Below are 19,300 nucleotides of genomic sequence, written 5' to 3'. Positions count from 1 at the left end.
CAGTCGGATGACAGCCGCAGGCGGGTACAGGAATACGTCCCCCGCCTGTTTTCTTTTGGCCGGTCAGCCGCCCTTTTGACGGATTATATGAGTCGTATCTTGAACGTCGCCAGCGTGGCGGCCGTCGGCATGACAGTCGCCGCCATGCTGGTCATGGCGGAACCCGGTTTCGCCAACGATCTGGCCGAAGCGGCCAGCCTGCCCATGACGAGCCAGCCGGACGCCGAAGCGCCGGAATCGCTCCACAAGGCGGACCTTTCGACCGAAACGACGGTTGAAACCCCCAAGACCATCGCAGATCAGCCCGCCGCCGAGCCGGTCCCGGCGCCGGTAACCGCCGAATCGCTTGCCGCGCTCGTCGCCGCGACTCCGGTTCCGGCGACGCTCGATCCCGAACTGCGCTGCCTCGCCGGCGCGGTCTATTTCGAATCGCGCGGCGAATCGCTCACCGGCCAGCTCGCGGTGGCGCATGTCGTGATCAACCGCGCCCAGTCGGGCCGCTTTCCCAAGAGCCTGTGCGGCGTCGTCCACCAGCCGAGCCAGTTCAGCTTCGTGCGCGGCGGCAAGATGCCCGCGATCCGCGAATCCTCGACCCTCTGGTCGAACGCGGTCGCGATCGCGCAGATCGCGCGCGAGGGCAGCTGGAAGAATCAGGCGCCCGGCGCGCTCTATTTCCACGCCCGCCACGTCTCGCCTGGCTGGCGCAAGACGCGCATCGCGCAGATCGACAACCACATCTTCTATCGCTGATCCATATCCTCCCTGTCGCGTAGCGATGGGGGGTGGCAGCCCCGCAGGGGCTGACGGAGGGGCATTTGCGCAACGCCATCGGCCCCTCCACCGCCGCTTCGCGGCGGTCCCCCTCCCCATGCCTTCGGCACAGGGAGGATTCTTGCCGCATCCCGTTCATTGCCAAGCCAGTTTCGCTGGCGCATGATGCGGCCATGAAGCTTCATCACACTGCCGCCCTGCTCTGCGCAGCGGCGCTGGCGCTCGGCGGTTGTGCAACCGCGGTGCCGCCGGTCGAGGTCACGCGGTTCCACAACATCGTTCCCGGCTGGGCGCCCGGCACGCGCTACGCGATCGACGGCGAGCCGCTTGGCGATCCCGCCGCGATGGCCGGCGCGACTGCGCCGTCGCTCGAATGGAACAGCTATCGCACGGCGGTCGAGCAGCAATTGCAGCGTCAGGGGCTTGTCGCGGCGGGTTCCGGCGATCGCGCCCCGCTCCGCGTCCGCATCGGCTTCGACCGCGTCGAACGGGTGAGCGGCGGAGGCAATTCGCCCGTCTCGGTCGGCGTCGGCGGCTCGACGGGCGGCTACCGCTCGGGTGTCGGGCTCGGCATCGGCTTCAGCCTCGGCGGCGGTCCGCGCCGGCTATACGATCTCCAGCTGTCGGTGCGCATCGACGATGCCGCCAGCGGCAATGCGCTGTGGGAAGGCCGCGCGCTGGCCGCGGTTCCGGCGAAGGCGCCCGCGGCGCAGCCGTCGCTCGCGGCGGCAAAATTGGCCGAGGCCCTATTCAAGGACTTCCCCGGCGAATCGGGACGCACTATCAGCGTCCCATGACCATCAGCATCGACGCCGCGTTCGACAGCGGCAATATCGTCGTGGAGTCGCTCGCCGGCACCACCGCCCGGCTTTCGATCCGCAAGGATCGCGAATCCGATTTCTTTCAATGGTTCCACTTCCGCGTCGGCTGCGCAGCCGGCGACGCGCTGGAACTGACGATCACCGGGCTCGCCGCTTCGGCCTATCCCGACGGCTGGCCCGATTATGCGGTCTGCGCCAGCACCGACCGCGAGCATTGGTTCCGCCTCGACACGCGCTACGACCCGGATGCCGACGGCGGCTCGCTGATCGTCCGGCACACCGCCGAAAGCCCGATATTGTGGGTCGCCTATTTCGCGCCCTATTCGATGGAGCGGCACCACGACCTGATCGCGTCGGTCGCCGAATGCGAGGGGGTGACCTATCGCCGCCTCGGCCACAGCCTCGAAGGCCAGCCGATCGACTGCCTCGAAATGGGCACCGGCGACACGCAGGTCTGGCTCTACGCGCGCCAGCATCCGGGCGAGAGCATGGCCGAATGGTGGATGGAGGGCGCGCTCGAAAAGCTCACCGATCCCGCCGATCCGCACGCGCGCTCGCTCCTGCGGAAATGCCGCTTCCATATCGTGCCGAACATGAATCCCGACGGCTCGCGCCGCGGCCATCTGCGCACCAACTATGCGGGCGTGAATCTCAACCGCGAATGGCACGCGCCGACCGCCGAGCGCAGCCCCGAAGTGCTCTGCGTGCGCAACGCGATGGACGAAACCGGGGTCGACTGGGCGATGGACGTCCATGGCGACGAGGCGATCCCCGCGGTCTTCTTCGCGGGCTTCGAGGGCATCCCCTCGCTCCAGCCCGGGCAGATGGACAAGTATAAGCGGTTTCAGAATGCGCTCGCCGCCGCGACGCCCGATTTCCAGGTCGATCTCGGCTATGTCGAATCGGCGCCGGGTCAGGCGAACTTGACGATGTCGACGACTCAGCTAGCCGAACGCCACGGCGCGATCTCGATGACGCTCGAAATGCCGTTCAAGGACAATCGCGACCTGCCCGACCCGGTGCAGGGCTGGTCACCCGAGCGGTCGAAGCTGCTCGCCCACGCGTGTCTCGCGACGCTGGACCAGATTCTTTGAGACCGGACGGGGATGGCTGGCGGATCGTCGAGGACGATCTGTCGGGCGCCCCGATCCGTGCGCTGCTGGAACAGCATTTCGCGGGCATGCTTGCCAATTCGCCGGCGGGCAGCTGCCATTTCCTCGATTTCGACGGGCTGCGCGCCGGCGGTGTGACCTTCTGGTCGATCCACCGCGGTGATGACCTCGCGGGCTGCGGCGCGCTCAAGCTGCTGGGTGCCGCACAGGGCGAGATCAAGTCGATGCGCACCCATGACGCGTTTCTCCGGCAGGGCGTCGCGGCGCGGATGCTCGACCATATCGTCGCCGAAGCGCGGTCGCGCGGGTTGGAAAGGCTCAGCCTCGAAACCGGATCGGGCCCGGCGTTCGAACCCGCGCTGGCGCTTTATCGCCGCTATGGTTTCGCCGATTGCGAACCCTTCGCCGACTACAAGCCCGACCCCTTCAGCCGCTTCATGACGCGCGCGCTTTGAAAGGGTTTCGCGCAAAGACGCAAAGACACGAAGAGGTCGTGCCTGCCGCGAAGCGGCCTTTTCCGGCAGCGTAGCGCCAAACGCATCGTTGAAGAGGGAAAAGGGCCTATCGGCCCAGAGCATCTTCTTTGTGTCTTTGCGTCTTTGCGCGAAACAAAAAACAGGACGCTTGCGCCGCGTATAGTCCGGCGAGCAAGCCGCTAAAACGAAAACGGGGTCCGGGGGGATTCCGGACCCCGCTCATGGGGCCCGAGGGGCTAGGACGATCGGGCGCGTTACGCGGCCTTCTTGTCCTCGATCACCGGCGTGGTGCCGCCGATCGCGATCTTGTGCGGCTTCATCGCCTCTGGCACTTCACGCACCAGGTCGATGGCGAGCAGCCCGTCGGACAGATCGGCCCTTTCCACCCGCACGAAGTCGGCGAGCTGGAAGCGGCGCTCGAACGCGCGCGTCGCGATGCCGCTATAGAGCAGCTTGCGTTCGCCGCCCTCGGCGACCGGCGCCTTGCGGCCGCTGACGGTCAGCATGTTCTGCTGCGCGGTGATGTCGATCTCGTCCTGCTTGAAGCCGGCGACCGCGACGGTGATGCGGAAATGGTCGTCGGCGACCTTTTCGATGTCGAAGGGCGGATAATTTTCGGCGCCCGAACCGCCGGTTTCGAGGAAATCGAACAATCGGTCGAAACCGACGGTCGAACGGCGATAGGGGGTCCAGTCGAAGCTGTTACGCATGGGTCATTCCTTCCTTTCAAAAGCGAAGTCACAGGACCGCGGCGGGCATGCCGCGATCACCACCCGGCCCCTTCCTGGCGACCGGATGAGGCGAATCTGGTGGCGGTGGAAACCATTTCAAGAGGGGCGTTGGCCTTCGCGCGAAAGCCGCGCTAAGGGGGCCGCGAATCGTCGCTAGAAGGACCGTCCATGCCGCAGCTCATCCTCATCCGTCACGGCCAGTCGCAGTGGAATCTCGAGAACCGCTTTACCGGCTGGTGGGACGTCGATGTGACCGAAAAGGGCGCGGCCGAGGCCTGGGCGGCGGGCGAGCTGATGAAGGAAAGGGGCATTGCCCCCGACACCGCCTTCACTTCGGTCCAGACGCGCGCGATCAAGACGCTCAACCTCGCGCTGGAGGCGATGGGGCGCTTGTGGCTGCCGGTGACCAAGGACTGGCGCCTCAACGAGCGCCATTATGGCGGGCTCACCGGGCTCGACAAGGCCGAGACCGCGGCGAAGCACGGCGACGAGCAGGTTAAGATCTGGCGCCGCAGCTTTGACATCCCGCCCCCGCCGCTCGAAGCCGGCTCGCGCTACGACCTCGCGAGCGATCCGCGCTACGCGGGCATCGCCATTCCTTCGACCGAGAGCCTGAAGGACACGATCGCGCGCGTCCTGCCCTATTATCGCGCCGAAATCGAACCGCAGCTTGCCGCCGGCAAGACCGTGCTGATCTCCGCCCACGGCAACAGCCTGCGCGCGCTGGTCAAGCATCTGTCGGGCATTTCGGACGCCGACATCACCGGCCTCGAAATCCCGACCGGCCAGCCGATCGTCTATGACCTGAACGACGACCTGACCGCGTGGGAGCGTTATTATCTGAGTGAGCGGTAACAGGCTGTTCCCCGGCGAAAGCCGGGGTCCATGCGGTGAACGCTGTCCGTTCCATCTGGACCCCGGCTTTCGCCGGGGACCGAGTTTACAGCGTCCCCGTTACCGTCAGCTGGAAATATTGCCCGAACCCCCGCCGGCGCGATTCCGAAAAGGCGATTGGCCCGTCGCGGCGGTCGACGAAGACGGTGCGGTCGAAGCCGTCCTTCATCCCCGCCAGATTGCGGTACGACAGCTTCACCGTGAAACCCGCGACATTCTTGTGCTCGATGAAGGCGGTGACGAAGGGCCCGACCGTATATTCCTTCTCGATCGCATCGAGCCTGAGGCCCGGCGAATAACGCTCGTCGAAATAACCGCCGCCCCAGGCGAAGTTGGTGCCGGGCACGTCGTGCCGCAGGCTGAGGTCGGCGATATAGTCCTGCCCGAAGCTCTGGTCGCGCCACAGGCCGGTCAGCGGATCGCGGACGCGGTTGCGGCGCCAGGTGACGTTGGCGTTGATCCGCGCCCCTTTCCACCCCAGCGGGTCGAGGAGCAGCGTTCCCTTGGTCGTCACGCGATAGAGATGCGCGCCGGGCAGATTGCCGCGCCCCTCCTCGGTCGGCGACAGCGGGATCTGGTCGACCAGATCCTGGGCATAGCCGTAAGCGAACGCGATCGAGGCGTTGCCCCAGCGCCCTATGTCCTGCACCAGTTCCAGCTCGCTGCGGTTGACCACCGGCGGCACGAGCCGGCCGTTGCCGGTGTTGCCCTGATTGTTCGCGACATCGACCGAGCTGGCGAAATCGAAGAAGGACAGCTGATCGACGCGGCGTTGCAGGAACCAGTTGATCGTCGTCTTCGGTCCCACCTTCCAGGCGAGCGCGAGCTTGCCCTTGGGCCGGATGAAGCTGCGGGTGAGTCCGCCCGGACCCGACGAGCTGAGCTCGCTATATTCGGCGGCGAGGTTGAACTGCGCGGTCAGGTTCGGGGCCAGCGCGCGGCCCCAGGTCAGTGACGCTTCGCCGCGCTTTTCCTCGACCTTGGTCCGCTCGCCGCCGAAGACGACGGGCAGGAAGTCGCCGTTCGGCTGCAGCACCGCATATTCGGCATTGACGTCAAGCGTGTTGTACGCGCCCTCCAATGCGACCTGCCAGTCGGTGCCGCCCGCGGTGCGCCAGCTATATTCGCCGCGCAGGATCGATTCGCCTTCGTCGGCGGTCTGGCTGAAGCGCTCGCCGCTGCGCCCGCCGACCTCGCGGTCGACGATGAACGTATCGACGAAGGGACTATGCTCGAAGCGGTAGAGCGAGATCAGCTTAAGCCAGCCCTTGCTCAGCCCCATTTCATAATCGCCGCCGATGTCGAAATTATGCTCATCCTCGGTGACGGTGAACAGCTCGCTGACCCGGCCAAAGTCCGGCTGGACCGATTCGCCGCGGGTGCGATTGTCGATCATCTGGAGCTGCCCACCCAGATTCAGATTCCACCTGTTGCCGTTCGCCGTCGTGCGGGCCAGCGCCGCCGACAGCCGGGGTGGGTCGTTCGAATAGCTTGCATGCTCGTCGCGGACGAATCGCAGCTGGCCCGCGCCGTCGAAGCGCTGCTCGGGTCCCCAATGGCCCTGCCGCGTCGCTTCGTTCTTCAGGCTCAGCGTGACCTGAGTCCCGCCGATCTTGCCGGTGGTCGAAATCTCGCCGTTCAGCCAATTGTCCGCAAGCCGCGGGCGCCATTCGGGCTGCCAGCGGATCGTCGTCCTGAACCCGCCGCCGGCGCTCGCGCCCCCGACCAGCACGACATTGGCGACCTGCCCCGTCAGGCCGGGAACGTTCAGGCTGGCGCCGTCGACGATGTCGATATAGGCGACCTGCGCCGAGGTGATCCGCGCCAGCGCGGTGCGCGCGTCGGTCGTCTTGCTCGCGATGCGCTCGCCGTTGATCAGCACATTCTCGGTCGCCTGCCCCAGCCCGCGGTCGCCGCCGTTGGTGCCGGTGATGATCAGGAAACCGGGAACCTTTTCCACCATGTCGAGCGCGGTGCGCGGCGCGAAGCGCGCGAAGCCGGCATGGGGTGTAGCGCTCGGCGCCGTTGACCGGCGCGGGGATGGCGGGCGGCGCATCGCCGCTCGGCTCCTGCGCCCAAAGCGGCACCGCCGACGACAGCAGGATCGCCGCGAACGACGTGCGGAAAGCAAAGGCCGACATGACTCCCCCTCATCGCGCCGCGATCGAGATGCAGCCCGTCCCTTATGCGAATAATTCGCAATAATGAATTTTGGTTATATTGTCTACCAACGGGCCGCCGGGCTCGACGAGCGGCGGACGGCGATCAGTCGCGCAGCAGTTCGTTGATGCCGGTCTTCGCCCGCGTCTGCGCATCGACGCGCTTGACGATCACCGCGCAATAGAGCGACGGCCCCGGTGTGCCGTCGGGCAGCGGCTTGCCCGGCAGCGATCCGGGCACGACCACCGCATAGGGGGGGACTTCGCCGATGAAGACCTCGCCCGTCGCGCGGTCGACGATCTTGGTCGAGGCGCCGAGATAGACGCCCATCGACAGCACCGCGCCCTCGCGCACGATCACGCCCTCGGCGACCTCGGCACGCGCGCCGATGAAGGCGCCGTCCTCGATCACCACGGGCCCGGCCTGCAGCGGTTCGAGCACCCCGCCGATCCCGGCGCCGCCCGACAGATGGACGTTGGCGCCGATCTGCGCGCAGCTGCCGACCGTCGCCCAGGCGTCGACCATCGACCCCTCGCCGACCCGGGCGCCGATATTGACGAAGCTCGGCATCAGCACCGCGCCCTTGCTGATGAAGGCGCCGCGGCGGACGATCGAGCCCGGCACGGCGCGGAAGCCCGCGTCGCGAAAGCGGTTTGCGCCCCAGCCGCGCGAATTTCGACGGCACCTTGTCCCACCAGGTCGCGCCGCCGGCACCGCCCTCGATGATCTCCATGTCGTTGAGGCGGAAGGACAGCAGCACCGCCTTCTTCAGCCACTGGTTGACCTGCCAGGTGCCGCCCGCGTCGCGCTCGGCGACGCGATAGGTGCCGTCGTCGAGTCCGGCGATCGCGGCCTCGACCGCGTCGCGCACCGGTCCCTGCGTGGTCAGCCCCAACGTGTCGCGCGCGTCCCAGGCGGCTTCGATCGTCGATTGCAGGTCGCTACTCATGAAATCCCCCAGGGTGTCGGCAAGGTATCGAGCCAGTCGGCGATGTCGCTGACGTGAAAGTCGACATGCTCCGGCAGGTGGTCGCGATGGCCGCTTTCGCTGCCATTGTCCAGCCACACGGTGGTCATTCCCAGCGCCTTCGCCGGGGTCAGGTTGCGCGCCATATCCTCGACGAACAGGCTGCGGCCGGGATCGATGGCGAGGTGATCGACCATCATCGCATAGGCGGCGGGATCGGGCTTGGGAGTATAGTGGGTGACGCGGATGTCGCAGATGCCGTCGAACAGGTCGGCGATGCCGCGCGCATCGAGCACGCGCGCGGCATAATCGGCATCGGCGTTGGTGAAGATCAGCTTGCGCCCCGGCAGCCGCTCGAGTCCGCTACGCAGCCGCGGATCGGGCGCGATGCGATCAAGCGCGATATCATGGACGTCGACCAGGAAATCCTCGGGCGCGACGCCATGATGGCGCATCAGCCCCGCCATCGTCGTGCCATGGTCGTGGAAATATTGCTTCTGCACCCGCCGCGCCTCGGCCGCGTCGACGTCCAGCAGCCGCATGATGAAGCCGCCCATGCGTTCGTCGATCAGGTCGAACAGCTTCGCCGACGGCGGATAGAGCGTGTTGTCGAGATCGAAGATCCACGTGTCGATATCGGCAAGGCGCTGGGGCATGCGGCGGCGCTTACCGGTGCGGCATGGCGAGAGCAAGCGGCACGCGGGGTTCTGCGCTTCCTCACCCCGGCCTTGATCAGGCCGCGCTTTGCTTTCAATCAGGGCGCGGATGATAAGGCTGCGGCATAGCCTATGGCGTCGCAATAGGGGAAAGTGATCGAATGAAGCGTTTCGTGCTTGCGCCGTTCCTTCTTCTGACGGGAATCCCGTCGGCCTTCGCCGACGAGGCCGGTTTTCGCATTGAAATGATTGCGGCGTTCGAGAAGGCGCATCCGGGCGTTGCTTTTGTCCCCGGCGACGAGGCGTTGGTGGTCAATGCCAAGGGTGGCGACTGGGACGGACGGATCATCAACCTCCATCGCATCTACCTCTATTGCCAGAATGCGGCGGCCGATGATTGCGACATGGTGAAGCGGGGCGACGACAATTGCCACCATCAGTGTGGAAACGCTGGGTGACATGGGCTTGTCTCCCGAAGATGCCTGGAATCGGGGCTGGCGCCAGACGGTCGCCATCCTGCCGGTGTTTCCAGATCCCGAAAAATTCCGAGAACAGGCGATGGCGTTCGAAAGCGATCAGTATCTTGCAAGCCTCACCGCCGATCTCGCGACATGGCAAAAGGTGTCCGACGCGGTCGGGCCCGACCTGTTCATGACCGTGGTATCCGACCAGTTCGTCTTTGCCGGGCCTATGCCCGACGGACCGGGATTCGAGAAGTTTCGGCAGACGGTCGAGGAGGATTGCCGGGCCCAGCCGCGCTGCGTCTCGCCCAACATCTATCGCTTTCGCGACGGGCGTTGGGTGATTGCGCCCTAGATGGCAGCGAGCGCCTGCCGGAGCGTGAGCCACTGTTCCAGCTTTGCCGGATAGCCGCGCGTATTCGCGGCGCTGCTCGACGGCAGGTCAACGACCGCCAAACCCTGCTGCGGCAACTGCCGCCGCCCGATCGCCGCCGCCTTGCCGCCGTTAAACGCGATCATGCGCAGGTCGGGCAGCGTCGCGACCAGCGCGGCCAGATCATGCGCTTCGACCTCGCGAATCTCGCTGTCGCTGCTCGACCGCCGCTCGGCGGTGCGGATCACGTCCCACAGGCCGATCCTTGCTTCGCGCAGCGCCGCCAGCCGGTCCTCATAGGCCATTGCCGCCAGCGGCTGGCCGATCGCCTCGCCCACCAGCCGCCAGAACTGGTTCGTCGGATGCGCATAATAGCGCCGCTCGGCGAGCGATCTGGCGCCCGGCAGGCTGCCGAGGATCAGCAGGCGCGTGCCGGCGTGGACGTGCGGGGCGAAGCTGGCGTGACGGACGGCGGGCATGGCCCAACCGATAGCCCGCCTGACGCGGCGCAACAATCTTGCTCGCCCCTTGACCGCCGGGGGAATCGGGGCTAGGGGCGCGCTCGACCGAAAAGGGCGGTTTGCTGCCTCTTTCAGTTGCAACAGCGCTTGAACATTGCTGGCGCGGATGGAGCCTCCGGGGATCAATTGCGATCGACCGGGGTCTTTTGCTGTTACAGGGTCGCCCGTTTTCCTCGGTTTTCCGCGGGGTCCGGACCGATGCTTCATCCACCGCGGTACAGTAACCGTTCGCTTTGATGGGCGGACATTTAAAGGTGAAGCATTCATGCCCACGATCAACCAGCTGGTCCGCAAGGGCCGGACTCCCCAGAAGGTGAAGTCCAAGGTCCCGGCGATGGAGGCGAACCCGCAGAAGCGCGGCGTTTGCACCCGTGTCTACACGACGACCCCGAAAAAGCCGAACTCGGCGCTCCGCAAGGTTGCGAAGGTCCGCCTGACCAACAGCCGCGAAGTCATCACCTATATCCCCGGCGAAGGCCACAACCTCCAGGAACACAGCGTCGTGCTGATCCGCGGCGGCCGTGTGCGCGACCTTCCCGGCGTGCGTTACCACGTCCTGCGCGGCGTGCTTGATACGCAGGGTGTGAAGGACCGCAAGCAGAGCCGTTCGAAATACGGAGCGAAGCGTCCGAAGTAAGGACCGCTTTTCGGCATTTGATCATCCCGCGAGCGCCCAGGCGCCGGGATGCTGTTGTAAAAGGAAATACCTATGGCTCGTCGTCGTCGTCCCGAACGCCGCGAAATCCTGCCCGATCCCCGTTTCGGGGATGTCGTGCTGTCGAAATTCATGAACAGCGTCATGCTGGACGGGAAGAAGTCCGTCGCCGAAAGCATCGTTTATGGTGCGCTCGAGTCGGTCGAAGCCCGTGCCAAGAAGGAACCGCTCGGCGTGTTCCACGAAGCTCTGGCGAACATCCGCCCGAACATCGAAGTCCGCAGCCGCCGCGTCGGCGGTGCGACCTATCAGGTTCCGGTCGAAGTCCGCCCCGACCGCGCGCAGGCGCTGGCGATCCGCTGGCTGATCACCGCCGCGCGCAACCGCAGCGAAACCACGATGGCCGCGCGTCTGTCGGGCGAACTGCTCGACGCGTCGAACAACCGCGGCAACGCGGTCAAGAAGCGCGAAGACACGCACCGCATGGCCGAAGCGAACCGCGCTTTCAGCCACTACCGCTGGTAATTTGCCGGACGCCCCGGCGTCTCGCAATCGTAACAAGACTTCCTATATCGGGGGCGGCCCCAAAGGCCTCCCCCAAAACCCAAGGAAAAGACCATGGCACGCAGCCATCCGCTCGAACGCTATCGCAATTTCGGTATCATGGCGCACATCGACGCCGGCAAGACCACGACGACCGAGCGCATCCTCTATTACACCGGCAAGTCCTACAAGATCGGCGAAGTCCATGACGGCGCCGCCACGATGGACTGGATGGAACAGGAACAGGAACGCGGCATCACGATCACGTCGGCTGCGACCACCTGCCTGTGGAAGGCCGACGAGGGCCAGGGCCCCGAGCATCGCCTGAACATCATCGACACCCCCGGACACGTCGACTTCACCATCGAAGTCGAGCGCTCGCTGCGCGTCCTCGACGGCGCGGTCGCGGCGTTCGACGGCGTGGCCGGCGTCGAGCCGCAGTCGGAAACCGTGTGGCGCCAGGCGGACAAGTACAAGGTTCCGCGGATGTGCTTCATCAACAAGCTCGACCGCACCGGCGCCAATTTCTATTATTGCGTCCAGACGATCATCGACCGCCTGGGTGCGGTGCCGGCCGTCCTCTATCTGCCCATCGGTGCGGAATCGGACTTCAAGGGCCTCGTCGACCTCGTCAACGAGCGTGCGATCATCTGGAAGGACGAAAGCCTCGGCGCCGAATTCTTCTATGAGCCGATCCCCGACGACCTGAAGGACAAGGCCGCCGAATATCGCGAAAAGCTCGTCGAGCTCGCCGTCGAACAGGACGACGATGCGATGGAGGCCTATCTCGAAGGCACGCTGCCCGACGTCGCGACGCTGAAGGCGCTGATTCGCAAGGGCACGCTCGGCCAGGCGTTCGTGCCCGTGCTCTGCGGCTCGGCGTTCAAGAACAAGGGCGTTCAGACCTTGCTCGACGCGGTCGTCGACTATCTGCCGTCGCCGCTCGACATCGAGGACGTCCAGGGCATCAACCCCGACACCAACGAACCCGATTCTGCGCGCGACCTCGGACTCGGCGCCGCTGTCGATGCTCGCGTTCAAGATCATGAACGACCCGTTCGTCGGCTCGCTCACCTTCGCCCGCATCTATTCGGGTACCCTGACCAAGGGCAGCTATCTGAACTCGGTCAAGGACAAGAAGGAAAAGATCGGCCGTATGCTCCTCATGCATGCGAACAGCCGCGAGGACATCGAGGAAGCGTTCGCGGGCGACATCGTTGCGCTCGCCGACCTTAAGGAAACCACCACCGGGGACACGCTCTGCGCCACCAACGCGCCGATCATCCTCGAACGGATGGAATTCCCCGAGCCGGTCATCGAGCTGTCGGTGGAACCCAAGACCAAGGCCGATCAGGAAAAGATGGGCATCGCGCTCAGCCGCCTGGCCGCCGAGGATCCCTCGTTCCGCGTGTCGACCGACCATGAATCGGGCCAGACGATCATCAAGGGCATGGGCGAGCTTCACCTCGACATCCTCGTCGATCGCATGAAGCGCGAGTTCAAGGTCGAGGCGAACGTCGGCGCGCCGCAGGTGGCGTACCGCGAATCGCTCGCGAAGCCGGTCGACGTTGACTACACCCACAAGAAGCAGTCGGGCGGCTCGGGCCAGTTCGGCCGCGTCAAGGTCAGCGTCGCCCCCGGCGAACGCGGTTCGGGCATCACCTTCATCGACGAGATCAAGGGCGGGAACATTCCGCGCGAATATATCCCGTCGGTCGAAAAGGGCATGCGCGAGAGCGCCGAAAACGGTCACATGATCGGCTTCCCGATCATCGACTTCGAGATCAAGCTCACCGACGGCGCCTACCACGACGTCGACTCGTCGGCGCTGGCGTTCGAGATCGCGGGCCGTGCGGCGATGCGCGAAGTGGCGGCGAAGGCCGGCATCAAGCTGCTCGAACCGGTGATGAAGGTCGAGGTCGTGACTCCCGAGGAGTTCATGGGCGACGTCATCGGCGACCTCAACAGCCGCCGCGGCCAGATCCAGGGCACCGACAGCCGGGGCAACGCCCAAGTGGTTGAAGCCATGGTGCCGCTTGCCAATATGTTTGGTTACGTCAACCAGCTGCGCTCGTTCACCCAGGGCCGTGCGCAATACTCCATGCAGTTCTCGCACTATGAAGAAGTGCCGAACAACGTGGCGGAAGAAGTGAAGGCCAAGATGGCCTGATAGGTCGAAACCGCGCGGGCTTGCACCGCGCGGCAAGACCCTCTAAGGGCGGCGCCTGATTCAGCGGGCTCGTCCAGGACTGATCAACGGAAACATCGAACAAGAAGGTTCTTAAATCATGGCTAAGGCTAAATTTGAGCGGACGAAGCCGCACTGCAACATCGGCACCATCGGTCACGTCGACCATGGCAAGACCTCGCTGACCGCTGCCATCACCAAGGTGCTGGCCGAAAACGTCGCGGGTAACGCCGCCGTCGACTTCGCCAACATCGACAAGGCGCCCGAAGAGCGCGAGCGCGGCATCACCATTTCGACCGCCCACGTCGAATATGAAACCGACGGCCGCCACTATGCGCACGTCGACTGCCCGGGCCACGCCGACTATGTGAAGAACATGATCACTGGTGCCGCCCAGATGGACGGCGCGATCCTCGTCGTGTCGGCCGCCGACGGCCCGATGCCGCAGACCAAGGAGCACATCCTGCTCGCGAAGCAGGTCGGCGTGCCGACCATGGTCGTCTTCCTGAACAAGGTCGACCAGCTGGACGATCCCGAGCTGCTCGAACTCGTCGAACTCGAAATCCGCGAAGAACTGTCGAAGCGCGACTTCGACGGCGACAATATTCCGATCATCCCGGGTTCGGCTCTCGCCGCCCTCGAAGGTCGCGACGACAACATCGGCAAGGACGCGATCCTGAAGCTGATGGCCGCCGTCGACGAGTGGATTCCGCAGCCGGAACGTCCGCTCGACAAGCCCTTCCTGATGCCGATCGAAGACGTGTTCTCGATCTCGGGCCGCGGCACGGTCGTCACCGGCCGCGTCGAAACTGGCATCGTCAAGGTGGGCGAGGAAGTCGAGATCGTCGGCATCAAGGACACCAAGAAGACCGTCGTCACCGGCGTCGAAATGTTCCGCAAGCTGCTCGACCAGGGCCAGGCCGGCGACAACATCGGCGCGCTGATCCGCGGCGTCGGCCGTGAAGAAGTCGAGCGTGGCCAGGTTCTGGCGAAGCCCGGCTCGATCACGCCGCACACCGAGTTCACCTCGGAAGTGTACGTTCTGTCGAAGGACGAAGGCGGCCGCCACACGCCGTTCTTCGCCAACTATCGTCCGCAGTTCTACTTCCGCACCACCGACGTCACCGGCGAGGTCATCCTCCCCGAGGGCACCGAGATGGTCATGCCGGGCGACAACGTCCAGCTGTCGGTCAAGCTGATCGCCCCGATCGCCATGGACCCGGGTCTGCGCTTCGCGATTCGCGAAGGCGGCCGCACGGTCGGCGCAGGGGTTGTCGCGACGATCACAAAGTAATATAGGGCCGCGAGCCGCGCGATTCGGACCGATTCGCGCGGCTCGTAGCTTAAAGGTTTTTGATGGCCGGGCCGGCTTCCTGATGGGGGCCGGTACAGGCCATTTCGGCTCTTTCGCATCGTTAGACGGGATTCGACTGGAACAGTCATGGAAACGCAGAATATTCGCATTCGCCTGAAGGCCTTTGATCATCGCGTGCTCGATCAGGCCACCACCGACATCGCCGACACGGCACGTCGTACGGGCGCTCTCATTCGCGGTCCGATCCCGCTTCCGACGCGTATTGAAAAATTCACCGTGAACCGCGGCCCGCATGTCGACAAGAAGTCGCGCGAGCAGTTCGAGGTGCGTACCCACAAAAGGCTGCTCGACATTGTGCAGCCCACCCCGCAGACCGTCGATGCGCTGATGAAGCTCGACCTTGCCGCGGGCGTGAATGTTGAGATCAAGTTGGCCTAAAGGCTAACGCAGCCCCCCGCGAAGGCGGGGGTCTCTATCGGCAGGACGGTTCGCCGCCTGCACCACGATAGGGTGGATACCGCCGGACCGCTTCTTTCGAAGCACCATGGTCCGGGCTGCGTCCCCCGTCTCGCCGCTTCTCTCCGGAGGTGCGGCACCTCAGCCCGGACGGGGCGATGCATCGAAATTTTGGGCTGGGAGGGTTCCATCGGGGCAATGCCTTTGTGGGTCCCGCAAGCCGTGCGGAATGGTCCGCCCGGCCTCTGTTGAGGAGTATGGATCATGCGGACTGGCGTGATCGCGAAGAAAATGGGGATGACCCGCCTGTTTCAGGACGACGGCCGCCACGTGCCCGTCACGGTCCTGAGCCTCGAAGGCTGCCAGGTCATTTCCGTGCGCGAACAGGAACGCGACGGCTATGTCGCCGTCCAGCTCGGTGCCGGCTCGGCGAAGGCGAAGAATGTCGCCAAGCCGCAGCGCGGCGCCTTCGGCAAGGCCGAAGTCGAACCCAAGGCGAAGGTCGTCGAATTCCGCGTCGCCGACGACGCGACGCTCGACGTCGGCGCCGAACTGTCGGCCGACCATTTCGTCGCCGGCCAGATCGTCGACATCCAGGGCGTCACGCAGGGCAAGGGTTTTGCCGGTGCGATGAAGCGCTGGGGTTTCGGAGGCATGCGCGCCACCCACGGCGTGTCGATCAGCCACCGTGCCCATGGTTCGACGGGTAACCGCCAGGATCCGGGCCGCGTCTTCAAGAACAAGAAGATGGCCTAGCCATATGGGCGCGCGCAACCGCACCCAGCAGAATCTCGAAATCGTCCGCACCGACGCCGAGCGCGGCCTTCTCTTCGTCAAGGGCTCGGTCCCTGGCTCGAAGGGCGGCTGGCTGCTCGTCCGCGACGCGGTGAAACTGCCCCGCCACCCCGAAGCCCCCTATCCGGCGGGCATCAAGAGCGCGGCCAACAGCAACGATGCCCCGGCTGACGCGTCGGTCGAAACGCCGGTCGAAGAAACCGTCGTCGTCGACACCGCGGCCACCGACGGCGCGCAGGAGTCCTGAACATGAAGGTCAAGGTTCAGACCATCGACGGCAAGACCGGCAGCGACATCGACCTCAACGACGACGTCTTCGGCGTCGATCCGCGCGCCGACATCCTGCACCGCGTTGTCAGCTGGCAGCTCGAAAAGCGCCGCGGCCCGGCTCGCGCCGCGCGTGAACGCAGCGACGTCGCCCGCACCGGCAAGAAGTTCGGTCGCCAGAAGGGCGGCGGTACCGCGCGTCACGGCGATCGCAAGGCGCCGATCTTCATCGGCGGCGGCAAGGCGCACGGCCCGCGGGCCCGCACCTTCGGCCACTCGCTGAACAAGAAGATCCGCGCGCTCGGCCTGAAGATGGCGCTCAGCGACAAGGCGAAGGGCGGCAAGATCGTCGTTCTCGACACGCTCGAGCTCAAGGATGCCAAGACCAAGGCGCTCGCTCGGCAAGCTCGGCAAGCTCGAGCTTGGCAACCGCGCGCTCTTCATCGACGGCGATGCGGTCCATGAAAGCTTCGCCCTGGCCTCGGCCAACCTGGTCGGCATCGATTCGATGCCGGCGGCTGGTGCCAACGTCTATGACATCATTCGCGCCGACACGCTGGTCCTGACCCGCGCGGCGGTCGAAAAGCTGGAGGCCCGTTTCCATGGCTAAGGCAAAAACTGTCGACGCGCGTCACTATGACGTGATCCTCGCTCCGGTGATCACCGAAAAGTCGACCCTGCTCAGCGAGAATAACGCGGTGGTGTTCAAGGTCGCGAACGATGCGACCAAGCCCGCCATCAAGGCCGCCGTCGAGGCGCTGTTCGATGTCAAGGTGATCGGCGTGAACACGCTCGTGACCAAGGGCAAGACCAAGCGCTGGAAGGGCAAGCCCTACACCCGCAGCGACGTGAAGAAGGCGATCGTCCGCCTGGCCGAAGGCCAGTCGATCGACGTCACCACGGGCGTCTGATTGTAGGAAAAGGCAAGAACAATGGCACTCAAATCCTATAATCCGACCAGCCCCGCGCAGCGCGGCCTGATCCTCGTCGACAAGTCGTCGCTGTGGAAGGGCAAGCCCGTCAAGGCGCTGACCGAAGGCAAGCGCAAGACCGGTGGCCGCAACAACAAGGGCCATGTGACCTCGCGCGGCATCGCCGGTGGCCACAAGCAGAAATACCGCTTCATCGACTTCAAGCGTCGCAAGTGGGACATGCTCGGCCACCGTCGAGCGTCTGGAATATGACCCCAACCGCACGGCGTTCATCGCGCTCGTCAAGTACGAAGATGGTGAGCAGAGCTACATCCTGGCGCCGCAGCGTCTGGCGGTCGGCGACACCGTCGTCGCGGGCAAGAAGACCGACGTGAAGCCGGGCAATGCGATGGAACTGTCGCAGATGCCGGTCGGCACGATCGTCCACAATATCGAGATGAAGCCGGGCAAGGGCGGCCAGATCGCCCGCTCGGCCGGCACCTATGCCCAGGTCGTCGGTCGTGACCGCGGTCTCGTCATCGTGCGTCTCGGTTCGGGCGAACAGCGTTACATTCGCGGCGAGTGCATGGGCACGGTCGGTGCGGTGTCGAACCCCGACAACCAGAACACCAACCTGGGCAAGGCCGGCCGCAACCGCTGGCTCGGCAAGCGTCCGCTGACCCGCGGCGTCGCCAAGAACCCGGTCGATCACCCGCACGGCGGCGGCGAAGGCCGCACCTCGGGCGGCCGCCACCCGGTCACTCCGTGGGGCAAGCCGACCAAGGGCGCCCGTACCCGTCACAACAAGTCGACCGACAAGATGATCATCCGGTCGCGTCACGCGAAGAAGAAGAGGTAAGCCATGGCTCGCTCGGTCTGGAAGGGTCCGTTTGTGGACCTTCATCTCCTCAAGAAAGCCGAAACGGCCCAGGACGGCGGCAGCACTGCCCCGATCAAGACCTGGTCGCGTCGGTCCACCATCCTGCCGCAGTTCGTCGGGCTGACCTTCAACGTCTACAACGGCCGCAAGTTCGTGCCGGTGTCGGTGAACGAGGACATGGTCGGCATGAAGCTGGGTGAATTTGCGCCGACGCGCTTCTTCCCCGGGCACGCGGCCGACAAGAAGGGCAAACGCTAATGGGCAAGGCCAAATCCCCCCGCCGCGTTGCGGACAATGAGGCGCTGTCGGTCGGCACGCAGATTCGCGGTTCGGCGCAGAAGCTGAACCTCGTCGCCGCGCTGATCCGCGGCCGCAAGGTCGAAGACGCGATGAACGTCCTCGCCTTCTCGAAGAAGGCGATGGCCGTCGACGTGCGCAAGGTTCTCGCCAGCGCCGTCGCCAATGCGGAAAACAACCACAACCTCGACGTCGATGCGCTGGTGATCAAGGAAGCCAGCGTCGGCAAGTCGATCTCGATGAAGCGTTGGCACGCGCGCGGCCGCGGCAAGTCGACCCGGATCGTCAAGCCGTTCAGCCGCATCCGCATCGTCGTGCGCGAACAGGAAGAAGAGGCGTAAGATGGGCCAGAAGAGCAATCCGATCGGCCTGCGCCTGCAGGTCAACCGCACCTGGGACAGCCGCTGGTTCGCCGAGGGCCAGGACTATGGCCGCATGCTCGTCGAGGATCTCAAGATCCGCAACTTCATCTTCAAGACGCTGCCGCAGGCCGCGATCTCGAAGGTGGTGATCGAGCGTCCCGCGAAGCTGTGCCGCGTGTCGATCTATGCCGCCCGCCCGGGCGTCATCATCGGCAAGAAGGGCGCCGACATCGAAAAGCTGCGCAAGCAGCTCGGCGCGCTGACCGGCAGCGACGTGTCGCTGAACATCGTCGAAATCCGCAAGCCCGAAGTCGACGCCAAGCTCGTCGCGCAGGGCATTGCCGACCAGCTCGAGCGTCGCGTGGCCTTCCGCCGTGCGATGAAGCGCGCGGTGCAGTCGGCGATGCGTCTCGGCGCCGAAGGCATCCGCATCAACTGCGCCGGCCGTCTGGGCGGCGCGGAAATCGCGCGCACCGAATGGTATCGCGAAGGCCGCGTGCCGCTGCACACGCTGCGCGCCAACGTCGATTATGCCGAAGCCGAAGCCCACACCGCCTATGGCGTGTGCGGGATCAAGGTGTGGATCTTCAAGGGCGAAATCCTGGGTCACGACCCGATGGCGACCGACCGGTTGATGCTCGACGCGCAGACGTCGGGCGTGCGCCCGGCGCGCGATGATCGCCGCTAA

The 19,300-nt window shown here is 65.2% G+C and carries 19 protein-coding genes and 5 pseudogenes; 19 read left to right on the top strand and 5 right to left on the bottom strand.

Annotated elements, in window-relative coordinates:
- Nucleotides 1-87 precede the first annotated feature (87 nt).
- The 4 genes from N0A20_RS17705 to N0A20_RS17690 all read left to right on the top strand — a co-directional run bounded on the left by N0A20_RS17705 (nt 88) and on the right by N0A20_RS17690 (nt 3,159).
- Nucleotides 88-750 (top strand): cell wall hydrolase, encoded by a 663-nt coding sequence (locus tag N0A20_RS17705; protein WP_260581634.1) that lies wholly within the window; start codon nt 88-90, stop codon nt 748-750.
- 194 nt (nt 751-944) lie between these two features.
- Nucleotides 945-1,568, top strand: a complete 624-nt coding sequence (locus tag N0A20_RS17700; RefSeq protein WP_260581633.1) for a DUF4136 domain-containing protein — start codon at nt 945-947, stop codon at nt 1,566-1,568.
- Nucleotides 1,565-2,686, top strand: coding sequence for a M14-type cytosolic carboxypeptidase (locus N0A20_RS17695; RefSeq protein ID WP_260581632.1), 1,122 nt, complete (start codon nt 1,565-1,567; stop codon nt 2,684-2,686). The genes N0A20_RS17700 and N0A20_RS17695 overlap by 4 nt, the downstream gene beginning before the upstream one ends.
- On the top strand, nt 2,683-3,159 hold the full coding sequence (locus N0A20_RS17690; protein ID WP_260581631.1) for a GNAT family N-acetyltransferase: 477 nt from the start codon (nt 2,683-2,685) through the stop codon (nt 3,157-3,159). Before N0A20_RS17695 ends, N0A20_RS17690 begins: the two co-directional genes overlap by 4 nt.
- Nucleotides 3,160-3,434: 275 nt before the next feature.
- Here N0A20_RS17690 and N0A20_RS17685 read toward each other — a convergent pair whose 3' ends face one another.
- On the bottom strand, nt 3,435-3,890 hold the full coding sequence (locus N0A20_RS17685; protein ID WP_260581630.1) for an Hsp20 family protein: 456 nt from the start codon (nt 3,888-3,890) through the stop codon (nt 3,435-3,437).
- A 189-nt stretch (nt 3,891-4,079) separates the two neighbouring features.
- Here N0A20_RS17685 and gpmA point away from each other — a divergent pair, with 189 nt between their 5' ends.
- Nucleotides 4,080-4,766, top strand: coding sequence for a 2,3-diphosphoglycerate-dependent phosphoglycerate mutase (gpmA, locus tag N0A20_RS17680; protein ID WP_260581629.1), 687 nt, complete (start codon nt 4,080-4,082; stop codon nt 4,764-4,766).
- Nucleotides 4,767-4,851: 85 nt separating this feature from the next.
- Here gpmA and N0A20_RS17675 read toward each other — a convergent pair whose 3' ends face one another.
- The 3 genes and pseudogenes from N0A20_RS17675 to N0A20_RS17665 all read right to left on the bottom strand — a co-directional run bounded on the left by N0A20_RS17675 (nt 4,852) and on the right by N0A20_RS17665 (nt 8,588).
- A complete protein-coding gene (locus tag N0A20_RS17675) occupies nt 4,852-6,861 on the bottom strand; it encodes a TonB-dependent receptor (protein WP_260581628.1) in 2,010 nt (669 codons plus the stop codon).
- A gap of 209 nt (nt 6,862-7,070) precedes the next feature.
- Nucleotides 7,071-7,914 (bottom strand): annotated as a pseudogene (dapD, locus tag N0A20_RS17670) (2,3,4,5-tetrahydropyridine-2,6-dicarboxylate N-succinyltransferase).
- Nucleotides 7,911-8,588: a pyrimidine 5'-nucleotidase gene (locus N0A20_RS17665; protein ID WP_260581627.1), complete on the bottom strand. Its 678-nt coding sequence runs from the start codon at nt 8,586-8,588 to the stop codon at nt 7,911-7,913. The pseudogene dapD and the gene N0A20_RS17665 overlap by 4 nt, the downstream one beginning before the upstream one ends.
- Nucleotides 8,589-8,749: 161 nt before the next feature.
- On the opposite strand from N0A20_RS17665, the gene N0A20_RS17660 reads away from it, so the two are divergent.
- Together N0A20_RS17660 and N0A20_RS17655 are read left to right on the top strand one after the other, a co-directional pair.
- Entirely contained in the window at nt 8,750-9,046 is a 297-nt protein-coding gene (locus N0A20_RS17660; RefSeq protein WP_260581626.1) for a hypothetical protein, read from the top strand.
- A 1-nt stretch (nt 9,047) separates the two neighbouring features.
- The gene (locus N0A20_RS17655) at nt 9,048-9,404 is read left to right on the top strand and encodes a hypothetical protein (RefSeq protein WP_260581625.1); all 357 of its coding nucleotides are present in this window, start codon (nt 9,048-9,050) and stop codon (nt 9,402-9,404) included.
- On the opposite strand, the gene N0A20_RS17650 is transcribed toward N0A20_RS17655, so the two are convergent.
- Nucleotides 9,401-9,901: a DNA-deoxyinosine glycosylase gene (locus tag N0A20_RS17650; protein ID WP_260581624.1), complete on the bottom strand. Its 501-nt coding sequence runs from the start codon at nt 9,899-9,901 to the stop codon at nt 9,401-9,403. The genes N0A20_RS17655 and N0A20_RS17650 overlap by 4 nt on opposite strands.
- A 307-nt stretch (nt 9,902-10,208) precedes the next feature.
- On the opposite strand from N0A20_RS17650, the gene rpsL reads away from it, so the two are divergent.
- The 12 genes and pseudogenes from rpsL to rpsC all read left to right on the top strand — a co-directional run bounded on the left by rpsL (nt 10,209) and on the right by rpsC (nt 19,300).
- On the top strand, nt 10,209-10,580 hold the full coding sequence (rpsL, locus tag N0A20_RS17645; RefSeq protein WP_053555852.1) for a 30S ribosomal protein S12: 372 nt from the start codon (nt 10,209-10,211) through the stop codon (nt 10,578-10,580).
- 72 nt (nt 10,581-10,652) lie between these two features.
- Nucleotides 10,653-11,123 (top strand): 30S ribosomal protein S7, encoded by a 471-nt coding sequence (gene rpsG, locus N0A20_RS17640; protein ID WP_033074359.1) that lies wholly within the window; start codon nt 10,653-10,655, stop codon nt 11,121-11,123.
- 93 nt (nt 11,124-11,216) lie between these two features.
- Nucleotides 11,217-13,311, top strand: a pseudogene (gene fusA / locus N0A20_RS17635) (elongation factor G).
- Nucleotides 13,312-13,429: 118 nt separating this feature from the next.
- On the top strand, nt 13,430-14,623 hold the full coding sequence (gene tuf, locus N0A20_RS17630; protein WP_260581622.1) for an elongation factor Tu: 1,194 nt from the start codon (nt 13,430-13,432) through the stop codon (nt 14,621-14,623).
- Between the two features lie 147 nt (nt 14,624-14,770).
- On the top strand, nt 14,771-15,082 hold the full coding sequence (gene rpsJ / locus N0A20_RS17625; RefSeq protein WP_003042199.1) for a 30S ribosomal protein S10: 312 nt from the start codon (nt 14,771-14,773) through the stop codon (nt 15,080-15,082).
- Between the two features lie 282 nt (nt 15,083-15,364).
- A pseudogene (gene rplC, locus N0A20_RS17620) lies at nt 15,365-16,142 on the top strand (50S ribosomal protein L3).
- Between the two features lie 2 nt (nt 16,143-16,144).
- Nucleotides 16,145-16,772: pseudogene (gene rplD / locus N0A20_RS17615) on the top strand (50S ribosomal protein L4).
- Nucleotides 16,765-17,073, top strand: coding sequence for a 50S ribosomal protein L23 (locus N0A20_RS17610; RefSeq protein ID WP_058806667.1), 309 nt, complete (start codon nt 16,765-16,767; stop codon nt 17,071-17,073). The pseudogene rplD and the gene N0A20_RS17610 overlap by 8 nt, the downstream one beginning before the upstream one ends.
- A 21-nt stretch (nt 17,074-17,094) precedes the next feature.
- Nucleotides 17,095-17,932, top strand: a pseudogene (gene rplB / locus N0A20_RS17605) (50S ribosomal protein L2).
- Nucleotides 17,933-17,935: 3 nt separating this feature from the next.
- Nucleotides 17,936-18,211, top strand: a complete 276-nt coding sequence (gene rpsS, locus N0A20_RS17600; RefSeq protein WP_120221708.1) for a 30S ribosomal protein S19 — start codon at nt 17,936-17,938, stop codon at nt 18,209-18,211.
- Nucleotides 18,211-18,591, top strand: coding sequence for a 50S ribosomal protein L22 (rplV, locus tag N0A20_RS17595; protein ID WP_194953100.1), 381 nt, complete (start codon nt 18,211-18,213; stop codon nt 18,589-18,591). The genes rpsS and rplV overlap by 1 nt, the downstream gene beginning before the upstream one ends.
- A 1-nt stretch (nt 18,592) precedes the next feature.
- Entirely contained in the window at nt 18,593-19,300 is a 708-nt protein-coding gene (gene rpsC, locus N0A20_RS17590; RefSeq protein ID WP_260581621.1) for a 30S ribosomal protein S3, read from the top strand.

It is taken from the genome of Sphingopyxis sp. PET50 (assembly GCF_025244705.1).
Lineage (GTDB): Bacteria > Pseudomonadota > Alphaproteobacteria > Sphingomonadales > Sphingomonadaceae > Sphingopyxis.
This window is presented reverse-complemented; position numbering and strand designations above follow the sequence as displayed.